General features: G+C 37.6%; 7 protein-coding genes and 2 pseudogenes. All 9 read right to left on the bottom strand.

Going from position 1 to position 16,943, the window contains the following annotated elements:
• Positions 1–1,255: 1,255 nt before the first annotated feature.
• The gene (locus G4D54_07435) at positions 1,256–5,278 is read right to left on the bottom strand and encodes a hypothetical protein (GenBank protein QJA02268.1); all 4,023 of its coding nucleotides are present in this window, start codon (positions 5,276–5,278) and stop codon (positions 1,256–1,258) included.
• Between the two features lie 699 nt (positions 5,279–5,977).
• Positions 5,978–6,679 (bottom strand): annotated as a pseudogene (locus G4D54_07430) (replication initiation factor domain-containing protein).
• 450 nt (positions 6,680–7,129) lie between these two features.
• On the bottom strand, positions 7,130–8,005 hold the full coding sequence (locus tag G4D54_07425) for a hypothetical protein (protein ID QJA02267.1): 876 nt from the start codon (positions 8,003–8,005) through the stop codon (positions 7,130–7,132).
• Positions 7,900–8,358 carry a hypothetical protein gene (locus tag G4D54_07420; GenBank protein ID QJA02266.1) on the bottom strand — a complete coding sequence of 153 codons (459 nt, stop codon included), beginning with the start codon at positions 8,356–8,358 and terminating at the stop codon, positions 7,900–7,902. The genes G4D54_07425 and G4D54_07420 overlap by 106 nt, the downstream gene beginning before the upstream one ends.
• Positions 8,359–8,433: 75 nt before the next feature.
• Positions 8,434–8,726 (bottom strand): annotated as a pseudogene (locus G4D54_07415) (helix-turn-helix transcriptional regulator).
• Between the two features lie 2,228 nt (positions 8,727–10,954).
• A complete protein-coding gene (locus G4D54_07410) occupies positions 10,955–11,668 on the bottom strand; it encodes a transposase (protein ID QJA02265.1) in 714 nt (237 codons plus the stop codon).
• 1,594 nt (positions 11,669–13,262) lie between these two features.
• On the bottom strand, positions 13,263–14,102 hold the full coding sequence (locus tag G4D54_07405; GenBank protein QJA02264.1) for a hypothetical protein: 840 nt from the start codon (positions 14,100–14,102) through the stop codon (positions 13,263–13,265).
• 357 nt (positions 14,103–14,459) lie between these two features.
• Entirely contained in the window at positions 14,460–14,801 is a 342-nt protein-coding gene (locus G4D54_07400) for a hypothetical protein (protein QJA02263.1), read from the bottom strand.
• The gene (locus tag G4D54_07395) at positions 14,789–16,939 is read right to left on the bottom strand and encodes an ATP-binding protein (GenBank protein QJA02262.1); all 2,151 of its coding nucleotides are present in this window, start codon (positions 16,937–16,939) and stop codon (positions 14,789–14,791) included. Before G4D54_07395 ends, G4D54_07400 begins: the two co-directional genes overlap by 13 nt.
• Positions 16,940–16,943: the final 4 nt, after the last annotated feature.

The following is a 16,943-nucleotide window of genomic DNA, read 5'->3' as shown; positions in this document are numbered from 1 at the left end:
AAAGATCGACAACTACGCAGATTTATCAATTATCCACAACTCCTTGATTTGTTATTAAACATATCACCTGAACTCAAAGCAGCGTATAGATTTAAAAATCTATGCTTATGTTTTAATATGGTAAGTGATTATGAAAATGCAGACCATGACTTTTCTGATTTTATGAAGGAAGTGAAAAATTATAAGTCCCTGTAATGATTGAGATGATCAATATGTTGAATAATTGGCATGTTGAAATCATAAATTCGTTTATTGTAGTTGATGGCAAGCATTTATAGAATGGTATCATAAAATCTCGAAATTCTATTGTTAAGCTCATTAAGATAACAGGTAATGGCTACGTTAACTTCGCCAGATTTAGAAATCGCTTTATATACTGTATGAATAAAAATGCTAAACCTAATATGGCAGGTTATGATGTATCATTAAGAATGAAGAGACATAAACGCAGTAAAAATAAAAAATAATAATAATGTTGTTTGACCAATATAAAAAGCAGCAGAATGTTCATTTTCTAACATTTCTACTGCCTTTTTAAAACCCTATGTTAATTTAGAGCCCCATTATATGATAGTCCAAAAGTTATACGATTTCTTAGTCATTGATTGCCTGCATGACAGCGTCGCTGTTTATAATGTTTAAATTAGAACTGTTTCCAACCAAATGGCTTTCGTTATAGAGTTTGTTGATTTACGGAGAGTGCCATGGACAGAATTGAGAATCGCCTCAAACTCCTCTAATACGGTTTGTGGGCAGCCGGCACCATTCAGTTTGACATTGATATAGGATTCCGCCTTTGTCATTTCCTTTATGTTGATTCATAACCAATCATATGATGTAAGGGTTCATAGATACTCGGACGCAGAGAGAGGTAGACCGGAAAGAAGGGCAACAGCCTAGTCTCTGGAATCCATTTCAATGTTGAGCAGCATCTCCAGATTATTGAGAACGGTATCCCGATAAAATTCACTTCATCTATAGTGATGACAGGAGTTTGCTGCTTTTCCAGGATAAATCGGTTGATCTAGTCCTAAATGATCTTGATGTTGTCTGTTATACGGAATGCCAGATGAACACCAATCTCAGCGGAAAAGTTGCAGTAAAAACATTCACAGTCAGAGTGGAATGACTGGAATAAACCACTTTATAAAGAGAAGTGGTTGACGATTATGGTGAAAGTCCCCCACAGTGTACTCACATCATATAGATTTTTGGATGATTTTGATCCTTTTTCTTTTGACTCATATTTTGATAATTATTTGTTTTCTAGATTTTTTACAATCACGGGGTAATCCTTGAATACTTCCTGCATCTCTTTTACTGCTTTAGAATGTGCATCTTTATCCATGCTGGATAATAATATCAACTTATCTTCCCATGACTTATAATTCAATGGTTCCTTTTCTAAAGAAGAATTCAGATATTTTAGCTTGAGCTCATCACTTGACGTAACACTTGCCTGATGCCTATCATATTCTGAAGCATTATAAGCATCGATATGACCACTGAAGTAGTTGTTGATCATGATATATGGCAATGTTGAGTTAGCATTACCGCAGCCTTTCCATCCAAAGACATCATATCCTAACTGATAATTGTGCTTTGCATCTAGATAGATATATGCACAGTGCCCTGGCTGCCCAATAGGGAATGTTGGAATACCATATGATTGAGCAAGAACGCTGCTTAGTTTAGACATAGCTCCACACACACCACCGTATTTGATAACCTCTTTTATCGTTGGATTAGGACCATAAAAATTAGGACCTTGAACGCTGGCACCTGTATCCGGATTGGTAGCGACATATTTGATCAGAGAATAGCCTTTTGTAATATCATTTCTGTTGATCATGTCTTGCTTATTCTCTTTCATATAATTTCTCAACCAAATCATATCCTCATCGGAGATTTTCGCATTGACCACGTTTCTCATCTCACGGATTGTCAATCCGGCAAAGTCTTCGAATAGAATTCCTTCTGCTTCAGCCCTCGCAAGATTTTCATATCTCTTCATTGGATCTATTTGGGATTTTACGTTATACCATGCGTACACACCTTTATTGAATTCCAAAGATGTAGCAATTGCAATTTTCAGATTTGTTCCTTGGTGTGATGATTCGTGCTTCTTCCAGATTTGATACCAAATTTCCAGTGATTCCATCTCATTTTTCACGTTAAACGTAGTATCTTTGAATTGATAAGATGACATTCCTGTCTGTTTAGAGGATGCTGCATTTCCGCCATCTAGGTATAGTCTCATAGCTTCCGGATTCTTATACAGCCAATCTAGGAACTTCTTGTGATCTGCATCTTTTTTTGCAAATACATCAAGCTCCGTATTCGTTAGACGTTTTTCAACGTTAGCTTTCAATATAGCGGTCATGGAATCTGTAGTAGCAAAGACGATATCCAATCCATCTGAAGTAATACGGACTTCCATCTTTTTGTTGCTCAAATTCAAATCTACCAACTTTTTCTCATCATCATATGTCTTGACTCTAAAATGTTCTGCGCCGGTTAATCGAATCTTATATCCAATCTTAAATGGGGTCTCATCTGTCTTCACATCCAGTTTTTTATTTCCAATAAAATCTTTCGAGTATACGACATTGCCTTTTAGATCAAGAATTTCCACTTTCTCGTATGAACCGCTAAAATACACGTGTGGCGCTGTATTCTTAGTTGTCAATTTTATATCCATAGAATTATAATCGACTTTCAATGACGCATATTCTCCATTCCCCAAGCCTGAAAAACGCATTGTTCTGTTTTTAGCATCCACTCGTTCCAGTTTGCTATTACGTACGATATATGTGAAAGGATTGGTATTGTTTTGTTTCAACTCGTCATTGTGATTCGTCGTGAAACGTGAAGGTTCCTGCTTTTCAATAATGAGACGATAGCCTTCTTTTAAATCGAATGTTTCAGTTTCTGCTTTCTGTGAAACATTTCCAATATAACTTTTTGCGTATGTGGTCTTTCCTTTTGTATCCTGAACTGTAATCTTTGCATACTCGTTCTTGATATAGGAATGTGGCATTCTATTTTTTGTAACTAGACGCGCAGAATTGCTTCCATCATTATAGAAGAATAATTGAGCAAACGTCGTATCGCTTAACCCCTGCAAAGTAAATTGCTGAAGCAGGTTACTTGCTTCTGACAATAGAGATGACATATATTTATTGTTTGTTTCCTTAGATTCATTCACTTTCTTTACCAGAGCGTCGATTTTTTCCTGTGTTACGTTTTCTGCCAACTTCGTACATGTGGTATCTGTGAACAAGTCGATAACTTCGGATTCTAGATCTGAACCGTTCTGTGATTTCATCACTTCTAGTCCATTAGCTCCCAGTTTAATAGAAGTCTTGTTCTTGGCAAGGCTCAAAGAGACTGGTTTATTACCTTCATCATATACTTTTATTCTTACATTCTGTTCTGCACCCGTTAAACGAATTTTATATCCTGTCTTGAAAGCCACTTTTTTCGTTTCTGGAATCAATGTCTTGCTACCTTCGAAATCTTTCGTATAGACTACTTCATTTACTTCATTGAGAACTTCCAGCTTTTCATAAGAACCCTTAAAATATGAGTGTGGTATCACTTTCTTTGCATTCAAAGCCAGGGTCATGGAATTGTAATCAACTTTCAGTGTGGCATATTCTCTATCACCTAATCCGGTAAAGTGGAATATACGGTTCTTATTGTCGATTCTTTCCAGTTTACCATTTCTAACGACATATGTATATGGATTGCTGTTGTTCTGTTTCAATTCATCGTTATGATTCGTTGAAAAACGAGATGGTTCCTGCATAACAATCGTCAAGGTGTATCCTTCCTTCAATTCAATGCTTTGTGTTGCAGCTTTTTCAGAAACATTTCCTACATATTTCTTTTCGAATACAGATTTTCCTGTCGTATCCTTTACCGTGATCGTTGCATAGTCTTTTGCGATATAACTGTGAGGCTGTCCTGCTCCCGTAACCAGACGAGCTGAATAGCTACCATCGCAATTAAAATATAGCTGAGAGAAAGTGCCATACAATCCATTCAGATTGAACTGCTGTAACAGATTACTTGCTTTAGATACTGTAGACAACATCTGCTCTTTATCAGCTTCATTGGATGCTTCAACTTTTTTCTTTACTGTATTGATTTTTTCCTGTGTCATATCTGGGACCAATCTTGTAAGAGAGCCATCTGTAAAAAGACTGATGACTTCGGATTCCAAATCAGATCCATTTTGTGACTTCATCAGTTCAAGTCCGCTAGCTCCTATTTTCAGAGTTGCTTTGTTCTTGGACAGCTGTAAAGACTGAGGGGTATTGTCATCTTGGTAGGCTTTTACTCTGAAATCCTGCTCAGAACCGCTGAGGCGAATCTTATAGCCGACTGCAAAAGGAATGTCTTCTATCCCTGCTTCAAGCCTCTGTTTACCATTAAAATCTTTGGTGTATACAACTACATTTGTTGTATCAAGAACTTCGATTTTTTCATAAGAACCTGAAAAATATGAATGTGGCGTAACATTTCTTGTTGTCAAGCGCATCTTCATGGAATTGTAATCGACTCTTAAAGAGGCATATTCATTGTTTCCTAACCCTAACAAGTGTAATACGCTGTTCTTGTCATCAATACGCTCTAATTTTCCATTTCTAACAACATATTTATATGGATTGGTATCATTCTGCTTCAATTCATCGTTGTGGTTTGTTGAAAAACGCCATGGCTCTTTTATTGTTATCGTTAGATAATACCCTTCTTTTAGATCAAGAGTTTCTGTTGTCGCTTGTTGTGATACATTACCAACATAATCTTTTGTATAGACATTCTCCTTATTTGCATCATCAATCTTGATTGATGCATAACTATCCTTGATATAAGAATGAGGCACACCTCCTTTTGTCACCAATCGAGCAGAATAGCTACCATCACTATAGAAATACAGCTGAGTGAAAGTGCCATACAATCCATTCAGATTGAATTGTTGAAGCATAGCATTGGCTTTTGTTATCAAAGCTGTCAATCTTTCTTTTTCAGCCTGATTGACGGTCTCAACCTTTGCTCGCGCTTGATCGATGTTTTCCTGTGTGATTCCATCAGCTAATCTAGTACATGTCTGGTCTTTGAATAAGCTAAGCACTTCTTTTCTTGCAACAGAAGTACTCTGTTCCTCTTTTACATCCGTCGTAGAAGTTGTGGCATGGATAGGTTGATATGGGATGTTTCCCATAATAAGCGAACTTAAACATACCAGTGTAAAGACTTTGTTACCTTTCATAGACATCTCCTTTCAAATAGATCTTGTAATTCTTGATTCAAAAAACAAATGGGTAAGTGTACCATTAATTCCCAATTTATGTGCCTTTGTAGATGTACTCTTTTGTCTTTTAAATCACTATTCTAAAAACAGCACTTGGTATTTTGTCTTACCCCCATACTTCCGCTGAAAGATTTGCTTCTGTTTCTTTTCGGATATCGTTATTTGTTCATGGGATGATCCTTTGTTAAGCACTCTCATTTGACAAAATAGCAAATGTCCATTCTTACTGATACCCCTCCTTTCATGAGAAAAATTTAAATCCAATATTTACCAATCATAAAAAAATATATCATGAAAAATAATGGAATTGCAACTCTTTTGCTCGAATATTTTACCACTTTTGATGTTTCATAAATTACTTTACTACTAAGGCATATATTCTCAGTGTAAAGCATTTTCAGCCTCTTGCTTTTTTGATAATAACACTACCAATTTTAAATATTTTCTTCCTTTCACATAACACTGTTCATGAAAGATTGATTCCGACACTTTTAGAAATCTTTTTCTTCTTTCATTTACTATCTGCACGGCAATCATTTAGATACAATCTGCTTTTTTCTTCCTCATCATTAATACAAATGAATTTGATAAAATGGCGAACATCGATAGAAAAAATTAAAAAATACCGTCATTCTCTTGTGGAACAGTTGTATCAATTCATTCTACAATCTTTGATTTTCTAACTACAATAAAGCTTATTTTCCAGTTCTGCCAGCTCAATCATATCTTTCAGTATGGTTGTGGGGTTTTCTTTATCTAATTCCTGTAACATTTTTTCGTAGGTGCTACTTGCCTTTTAACCGATGCAATGCCTTTTGTAATGTATAAGTCTCTGATTTCGTTGTTTATTGTATCTGCTCTCTGTCTTCTCCTATAAACCATGCCCAATCCGCATTTATCTTTCATTGATTTTTCGATTTATCGTCCTCTCTGTCTAAAAAAGCGGATATAATGATTGAAAAAAGAAAAAGCGATGCGTTCAGCGTCTCGATAAGTCAGTAAATCAACAACCGCATAATAAGCAAGCTCATTCTTCATACGTATTAAAATTTGTTTTTAATTTCTGTATCTTCAACTGTGCCATTCTTGACATACAGCTCATAATACTTCTGATACACACATATATGGTTCACTACATAAAGTACCCAGATATAAGATTTCTACAGTGTTTTTAGGTATATCATCTCCACATTTTTCTGTACTGTCCTAATCTTTCTGCTTACGAAAATAAGAAATACATTCACCTGCCTTATTTTTTCCTTAATGTGGAATATCTAAAATACCTGCTCTGTCATTGATAGCCAAACAAAGCCTTTTCATTACACCACCAACCGACATACAATAGAGCATAAAGTCATACTATGTGCCAGCAAATTTGTGTTTCCAAGAATATATTTGAATCATATCCACATTATCCATAATTTTAAAAAAACTAGTGTGGAATAATTATCACATATCAGCGCACATATCTTCGAGCATAGATAAATAGAGAGCAGAATTCCTATTATAACGATATCGCGATGTTTGATCACTATTCTTGTTTAGGTAATCTTGTGATATTGATCTGTAAGTAAGTTTTCCTATTTCTGTAAACTTTTTAATCATATCGTCTCTCCTATTTGTATAATTATAGATAAACATCACCTTTTCTCCTTGATATTGTATATATCTACCCCAATCATCATTTCCTGCAATCCTACGATAATCTTGTTTAGCTAAATGGAATGAACGTTCGAGATCATTATTTGTTTTTGGTATCTCTGGATTATCATAATACGTGAATAATCCTTCCCAAAATCCCTTGCTGTATCATTTTAGATTTTCCATAAACCCTTTCATGCCATGCTTTTGACCCTTTTCTTGAAAGGCTTTTATCAATAGACTTTTAAGAGCCTCCTCGTGCGATTGACTGGTGGAAAAGCTTGTTTTTTCTAGGCTTTTGACTATATCTCTTATGATTTCATACATCTCTTGCACCTTGTGATAGCTTCTTTTGTGATTTCTCCTATTGATCATTGTGGGAAACGTTTTAAGATATACTGAAAGTCTCTTTTTTTGCTCTACCATTCGCAATGAATGCTCAAACGATTTTTTTAACTCTTCCAGTCTCTCATAAATTTTCATCCCAGGTAGTTCTAGTGACGGTTTTCCATCTTCTAACAGAATAGATCTTATAGCCTCACAATATCCGTTTATGATTTCTTTTTCCTTCTCCTCTAATTGCTCATTCTGCTTAAAACTTACTTCGATTGCCTGCAAACCTCGCAGGTTTTTCTTGATTGTAGTTTTTAACTTTCTATCTGATGCTATCATTGGCTTTGAAATATCTTTTAAGTAATGAAACTGGCAGAACTGATAAGGAACATCCGAACGTAATTCTTTTAGAGCTTTCCGTATTGATCTTTGTCTATCTCTGACGAAACCAAGTATGGGAACATCTGTATTTACATATGGCTCTAAGGCTTCCTTCAACTCTTTCGAAGACCCATTTTTCATACTGATTGATGCAATCACTTTACCACACAAAACTTCTCTTAAAACATATAGTGGTTCATTCCCTTTCGCTGGTTGTATACCATCTAACGACAGTACGATACCACCATATCTTGCTTTGCAAGTCTGATAAGTCTCGTTTTGTCTTTCTGTGCTATCTGTTTTAAGAAGGTGCTTGTATTTCTCATACATTTCTCAACCTCACGGTCAGTTATCTGAACATGATACTGTTTCAATTCTTCCGCTATTTCCATTCTGGTTTTATGATTACAGAAACGTTGCTCTCCAATAAAGGCAAAAACATCCATACCATATCTTGTATACCATAAGCTTTGATGAAATGCTTCTTCTGATGAATATACGACATCATTTCCTTTACAGTTTTTATCTGGACATCCATAACCTAAATTTATAATCTGATATGTTCCGCTTAGTGTCATTACAATTTGTTTGATACACAATGACGATATACATATTGGACATCTTGTGATTTCTAGTTTATATACGAGTTTTTCCTCTGCTTCCACAGTATAGATGCTTTTCATAATTTATCATCTCCATTATTCTCATTATACACCCTTTGATGCCTATATTGATTATTTTGTGATAATTATTCCACACTAGAAAAAAAACATATAATCAGGTTTAAGTTGTAAGACATCAAGAATAACTGCTAGTGCGTCCGTAATTGGAAAGCGAACACGAAAGTAATCTACCAATAAGAACAATGGTTCTAGAGGATTGAAATGCTCAATCTGTTTTGTCATTGTTTCCTTTAATTCGTCTGTCAATGGCTGTTTTCCAATTCAATACGATCGTAATACTCACGACTAATACCACAGGCAACAGCAAATCGTAATTGTGATACACCGTATTCCTCACGCTTTTCTTTTAGTTGTTTTATATGCTGCATTAAAAAGTCCTATAAATAAAGTCCTATAAATATTGACGCCACTACAGATATCTTTATTTCTAAGTGCATTTTAATACAATTCAACTGACAAAACAGACTGCGTCCTATTTCATTATTTAAATACATAGGATGTTTTCTCCGATATTGGAACAGAGCTAAATATCCTTGTAGATAATGTGCTGCGACATTTAAAGGACTTATAGCTGTTTTTTTGTTCTTTAGGTGTCAAAAGACGGGATTTCATTAGGACGATTCAATTCTTTAGTAAGCAGGTTGTTTTTCTTCCTGCTTTTATTATTGTGCCGTGCATGGCATACATCTAGTGTATTGACATGATGATATTTAGTTGAATAGTCTTGGCTATTATTGCCGTTTTCTGGCACAATAAAAGAAACAAAGAAACGGTGGTGATTTTCTATGGCAAGATCAAAAATATACATTTTTAAGCTTAGTGATGATGAAAGGGCTACACTTCAAAAAAACATTTCGCAACAAAAAAAACTGCAAAACCGTTTTAAAGCAGTGCCTGATACTGCATGAGTCGGATGAAGAGCATGAAACAGGGCTCACCCATCCCTTGGTTGCTCACAGCTATGCTGTTTGACCTGCTACCATAACAAATATCATTCAGTCTTATGTTAAGAATGGCATTACCGATATTGTCGTCTACAAAATCATCCCTAATTCCAGTGCTGCATTGCTCAAGGTGGATGGAAGCGCTGAAGCACTCATTATCCAGATGGTCTGCAGTCCTACCCCGGAGGGGCATTCACGCCGGACACTTCGGCCCCACAAAACACCTACTAATGCATCCCTCCCAAAGATAACGCAGAATTCGTAGCCCGCATGGAGGAGATTCTGGACATTTATAAAAAGCCATATGACCCTACTGTTCCGTTGGTATGTATGGATAAAAAGCCATACCCAGCTGCTTGGAGAATACAGGGGGCCGCTGCTTATGCGCCCAGGTGATACCCAGAAATTTGATTCAGAATATATCCGAAACGGTACATGCAGTATATTTGTATTCGTGTAACCTCTAGGAGGCGTGCGGCATGTAAGTGTCCAGGAACACCTTACTGCGGTTAACTGGGCAGAGGTGATCAAGTACTTGGTGGATGTCAGCTACCCTGGCCGTGATAAAATCATACTTGTCATGGACAATCAGAATACCCAAGCCCTTTCATCCCTGTACAAAGCATTTCCTGCTGCGGAAGACCACATGATTGCTAAAAAGCTGTAAATCCATTACACTTCCAAGCATGTGAGCTGGCTTTTTATTGCCGAAATAGAGCTTTATGTAATGACATGTCAGTGCCTATCCCGAATGATTAACAATATAGACCTGCTCCGGCAGAAACTAGAAGCATGGGAGAGTGACCGCAATGGACATATGTCCGCATCCGATGGCGATTCACTACCGATAATGCTAGGAAATTCAGTACATCATAGGGATATTGATATCGCTAAAAGTAATCGGTTCACTACACTAATGTGGAATAATTATCACAAATTGGCGCATAAATCCACAAGTTTGGATAAATAAAGAGCCGAATCCCTGTTGTAACGATAGCGTAGGTTTATCCTATAGATGTACTCACTTCATCTATAGGATAAACCTACGCTATCGTTACAGTATTTATGTAATAATATTTAAATCACACTAATTTACTAATTAAGCCAAAAAGCACAGCCCTTTTAATACAATTAATAGAGGAATGTAAAGTTTAGGAAAATTATCTCCATCTAGAAAATGGTTGTATTAAAAAAACAGGGTATCTACCTACCAATGCCAATCAGTTAAGGAAGTTGACAAAATAAAAAAATAGATTAGATGTCTGCACAAGATGAAATGTAGATGTCTAATCTTTTTATAAACATATTTAATCCATAAAACATAGTAAAAAAGGCATTATGAAAAAAAATATGAGAGCCACTATGCTATATATAAATCAATATGCTTTTTTATAGGATATTGCCGATGGTGTTGTTGTCCTTTTTCGACTATAGGATCAATCTTTTTTTACCCACACGACGTTGTTCATAATATTTTCCTCAATCACTTGCATTGCAGTATTATAGATATCTTCTTCCATCATTACCAATGATTTGATAAACATTTTTTCATGATACCCACTGCCTTGTTAAAATTTCGCTTGATTACGTATTCTCCATCTTCCTTTTGTTCAATCGCTGCTTTTTCATTAATTTCTATCATTTTAATGATATCAAGTTATACAACCATATATCTGCATAAATACCCTGATAGAAGAGATGAGTATCTCTTTGAATCCTCTGAATTCCTCCAATTTTATCCTGTTCTTCAAACGATTATAGGATGTTTCTATCGTCCAGCGCAGATGATACAATTCCTTTAAGTCATCTATGCTGTATTCATTCATTGGCAGGTTAGATATCAGATATTCCACAATGTCTTTTCCTATAATGATCTTAATGAACCAAAGCTGATATGTGGTATTCATCAGATGCTGGCGAAACCGAATATCCTCTCGATAGTGATTTGTCGTTTTTCTATCGAATGTTACTTCAAATAATCTGTCTTCACCATCCTGTACCTGATCCATATAAGCTTTTAAAAAAACAGAAGATACACGAAATAGAAAGTATTGTTTTTGTTGTAACAGTTGATCTATGAGTCGCATAGACGGATACCCGCAATCAAAGGTAAAGATTGCTTTTGCAACATAATTTTCACAATAAGTTTTGATATGCTGTGCTGCCAGTGCCATTTCACTTAATGTACATGAACCGAATTGCATATCTAAAAACGTATTGTTTAGACAGTCATGTAAGGTAGATAAAAGTCCACCTACAGGTTTTGATTGATTTTTTGTTGGATTTGCAGATGCAGAGAATCTTCCGAATGCAGCTGTATTTTCCTTTGTGTTGGGAAGAATGATTTTTGATCCATCGACAGCCAATACAAGATTTCCTTTCCATTTTTTAAACTATCTGCTTCATTATCGTAATAATTTGCAATGAACTCATTACTCATGACACATATAGCCTGTGGATTGAACTTCTTCCTGGCGAGATAGAAAGCAGTTTCTGTAACCGGTTTTTTTCCTAATCTTGATAATAGTCCATGATATCACTCCATTGAGAACCGCCTTTTCAATTCAGCATTTGATAAACAAGATCAATAACAGAGTTATGGCGATTTCTGGTGAAAGAATGGGGATTATCACCTCGGATAAGATCTAGATGAAAAACGGAAGCCTGCTGAATGTAATCATAAAAAGTACGAATGACATTAGCACACATAGGCGTCACAACCATTATAAACAAAAAAAATCAATCAAAGTGTAAAAATCTGAATAATGGTTGAATAAAACTATAAGAGAATGAATGTAAAAACATAGAGAAATCTGTTGTCTATAAATGAATACCATAAGTTGTGTCCTCCTCGCCCTTTTCACTTATAAACACAGCCGCGATAGCGGCTGCTTTTTGATTCATTTGTCAATAGCAAAAAAGAAGGTATCTAGAGAATTTTTAAAATTTCTCCTAGTTTTCTCTTTTCCTATTTGTCAACTTCCTTAACCTATTGGCATTGGATAGGTGTGACTAAGTTTTTTTTATTTTTAAGTCTTTTGTGTTGAATCACCTTAAATATTGTGTATAATATAGATGAAGATGATCTTCTCCACAATAGTGAAGATAGATTATTTATTGTCGGAGTGATCGCCCTAAACCGTGGTAAAGTTTAGAGGGCGATCACTTTTTTATTAGCTTCACAGTTTCTAATATAACTAGTATGATCAGAAAGCTGATATATAAGTCAATATTCAAAATGACCACCTCCGAACTATTCACTGAAAGGGTTCACAGTCGAAGTGGAATAATCTATCTTCGTACAAAATTATAGCATATATTTCACAGTTGAAATACATATAATGTAATGTTTATCTCAACTGTGACTTTTGTTACTCATATCTACTTATTTACTGAGCTGCGCTATCAATCGGTTACATAAGAATATCATCCAACGTTTCCATGCAGGTCGTACCTGCGGATGCAAGAATTCTTCACGTTTTTGACAAGCAATCGCATGTGCAGGATTTTTGTTGCTATCTATTTTCTGCAGTACGATCCTTTTATTCATCCGGTACACATAGCGAAACTGCGACCAGAGTTTTTGATGCATCCGGGCAGTAGGGCGGAGCTGCTTAGGGATCTCTTGAATCTTTGTCTTTCCTAATACGACACTGAATAGATGTGTATGTATGATAGAATCGATCTCTGTATATATGACGGCTTCTTTATAAAAATGTTTGGCTATATGATCCAATGCCATCTTGATCGCATAGGCTTCTCCTTTCTGAATATTCTTTTCATTCTTTGGTATTTAGTTTTGGTATGTATGCGGATATGATCATCGATATAGATCGCACTGACGAGGACACCATCCTTTAAGCTGGCATCACAGAATATCTTTACTGCATAAGAACCTTCCTGAAGCAGTTCATGCTTCGTTCTATAATACTTATCGACGGCGTTCATATAGTTCCTTCATCATGGCAGTTGCCCCATGAGTTTATATGTTTCCTCTACATGTAAAGGCATCTCGTATATATCGTTCAAAGGTTCTTTTGTGACATTTTCATATCCTGCCACCAACAGATTAAAATCGATCTTACCTTTATATTCCTGTATCTTACGGATCAGGAGCTGTCGGTCATTCCTTACCTTACTGACAAATAAGACACGATGATCTATGACAGTCAGAGATAATGCGTTTGCGTATAACTCCTCATTGACCAAGCGGTTGTACGCTCTGATTTTTCTTTCCAGTCGCTCCTGCTTTGGATACGATCTTTCCAACTCTAAATACACCAATACCGCAGATGTCTTTGTCCTATCCTTGTGTTTGAATATCAAGACAGCATCCGGCCGGTTGGAAGCCTCTTCCAGATATGCTTCCTTTTCATTAAGTATTTCATCCACATACCAGTTCGATACACCTTGTTCGTATGCCTGTTGTAAGATGTCACAAACAGTGGCCACTTGCACTTGATGATACATGTAATAAGGACTGTAGTTTAAAAATGCTTTTGTATTGTCCTTTGTCTCATATCCCATATCTTCCATGTACTGGAGACCTCGTTTCCCTAAAGTAACGATCTTGTATCCGGTCCGGAAACTTGCTGTATGGTTCGCAGGTATGAATGTCCTCTCTATGATCAAGAAGTCGTGCAGAGCCAGTTGTAGGATACGTCTGTCGATCGTCTCTTTTTTTCTCCCCTCATACGCAAATAACTGTATATAGTCCATATCCACGAATCCGTGTCTAGCGATCCGGATCATCAGTTCAATATCGTCGTCCAATATTCTCGGTTTATTCTTATGTCCCATCACTAATTCCTCCTTTAGTTATCATAATAAATAGTTTATATTAAAGTAATAGTTACTATATCTATACAGTAGTATCAAGTAGTATATATAGTTATATCATGAGATAGATATATATGAGGATAAGGGGGGCAAGGTTCTGATTTAAGGCATAAAGCAGCGTTCCGTAAGGTTGTTATAGTTTATATTATTTTATAAGGTAAAATAAGGTAATTGTCCAGAATTTTGAAGTCTGAATTAGCCTTTAAATAAAGGATTTCATGGCGAAAAAGTGTGACATATATCGTACAGTATTCGGCACATATGTCGGCACAGCTCTAGGCACAGTAACCGGCACAGCAAATTCCATAGATCTTCGTCCTACTTCGACATGATGAACGGCAAGATGGCGAGGAGGAAGATGATCGCATAACAGACCGTGATGGCCGTCTGTATCCTGCCGTAATATCGATATCCACCATATCCCAAGATAGCACAGATGAATACGATCGTAAGTCCTCCGACTTGCTCATCCTGCAATGCTTTCCATGTATCCCGGAATACCTGCTGCACACTCAACAGCAGGTAGGAATCACTGATCCTTGTCATGAACTGAAAGAAGATGAACAACCCAAGAATCGATGAGATCAGGATCACCGGTCGGCGTTGTCCCTTTGGGAGGAGCTGCGATATCTTATACAATAGAAATCTTATCCGTCCCATTCTCCATCACCTTTCTTTCGTCTTTTTATTTTACGGAATACGATCTTTTCTGCCTCTTCTTTCGACAGGAAGTCACGACGCATCAAACTGCGTGCTTCGTTACGGTTCTTCTCTGTATTCATTTCCGCCTGCACATTCTCTCCTTCCTTGTGTGGTACTACTTTTCCGGCATTATACCGATATGGCGGATCCACTTCTACGAGTACCGTTTTGGCGATACGGTTGTCCTCTGTAGATACATATCCGATTCGGTCGGGAAGTCCCTGCAGACCATCGATATCCGGATGGCCGGGAAGGTTTGCGGACATACGCACGGCTCCATCACGCCCCTGTCGGAAGGTCACCTTCGTACCAGCATTCCCAAGGACGGCCTTCAGGAAGCCTTGCTGGAACTGTTCCAGATATTGCGTCATCGGGATCAGTGCCATACCGCCTTTCCTCAGCTCCGCCAACCAGCGCTCGTAGATATCGAACTGCACCTTGTGACATTCATCGATGAAGGTCAGATGTAGCCGTGAATTATCCGGACGCTTCAGACCGATCAGATAATATTTTAAAGAGATATATCCGACGATGATCCGTAGGTCATTGTCATTGAGACCTTTCAGATTGAATAAGATGATGTCACCTTTTTCGATCCACTCTGAAATCTTCCGCAACCCATCATACTTACTATGCATACCGAACATGAGCTTCTTCTTCGGCGTATTGATGAAAGGATCGGTACGGTTCAGGATCGGATCTACCTGTTGTTTATCGAAACGCCCTTTTAGGAAGGCACATGCATCATCCGCATATACATTATCCTTCAGTCGCTCATACAGTCGCTCACGCATCGTTTCATCCTGAAACATCTTTGGGATATCCATGATCGTATGCTCATCTTCATCCAGTAGGATCGTATTGATTGCACTGGTGATCATACGGTCTACCTGTACAGTGACTGCGGAACCGAACAACATCCGGAAATAGTCCAGGATCTCGGTAGAGGGGACATCCTTATTCAATAAGGAGATAGGAAAGATACAATCCTCATACCCAAAATCGATATAATGGATCTTTTCACGCAGCTTCATGATATCATGACCATCCGCCTGCAGCTTCAGCATCATATCGATGACCCCCAGCACACTGGTCTCTGCAGGATCGAAGAACGTGAAGCCCGGTATGTTCTTCTTCCCCTGTACGATAGATGTCAGGATATCGCGCATCATCTCCTCCGCAAAGCTCGATTTTCCGGAACCGGTCTGTCCGGAGATGACCATATGTTTCCGCAGCTGTAGCTGCTTCAGGAAGACCACACGATCCTGCATCGGATGATAGACATGTCCGCATTTGATCCCGGACGCAAATTCTTCCTCCTTCAATGTCCGCTGACCGATCTCAAGTTTGTGTATCCGTTTCAGTATCTCAAGATCCTTCTTATTGTAGAAGGTCGGGATCTGAAACAGGTTCATCAGTTCGTTTCCTGTCAGTTTGGAAAATTTATAGGTATCCCGATAGATCGCCCGAAGCTCCTTTTCTCCTGCTGTCAGATTGATGATCGTATTCGTGATCTCCAGGATCTGGTTTCTCTGGTATCTCGTCTTTCCGGATACCTTGATCATCACCTGCACATCGACATCCGTACTCACACCTCGTAACATGCTCTTCGTTGCACTGTAATTCTTTTCGACACTGAAATCGATCGTGATCCTCGTCTTGTTGCGCATCGTCCCCAGGATGAACAGGAAGATCTGATCATCCCGGAAGGTCGCAAGGCTCTTTTTCGTATCTTTCGCATGATCCAGCACATCATCCGTAAACAAGGTATGTACTGTCGTATACGGCGTGAGCGGTCTCACCGCTTCGAATACGTTCGCCTTATCCTGGAACATGTTCTGCAGGCTGTTCAGGACGAGCCCATTCTCTCTTTCATCACTCACCTGTAAGTAGAAAGAGATCATCCCATCCGTTTGATCCTTACCGTCGCAATCGATGATGAAACGATAATCCAGGATACAGTTAGGATCGAAGAGCTTCGACAGACGATCTCGCAACGATCGACGCCTTTTCGTTCCGGACAATGTCTTCAAGAACATCCGCATCGTATCTACCTGGAACTGATGATCATATCTTGGTAATATCTGATATAACATATTC

This window comes from [Clostridium] innocuum (assembly GCA_012317185.1).
GTDB classification, from domain to species: Bacteria; Bacillota_I; Bacilli_A; order Erysipelotrichales; family Erysipelotrichaceae; genus Clostridium_AQ; species Clostridium_AQ innocuum.
Note: the sequence above shows the minus strand (reverse complement) of the source record. Positions and strands in the feature narration are given on the sequence as shown.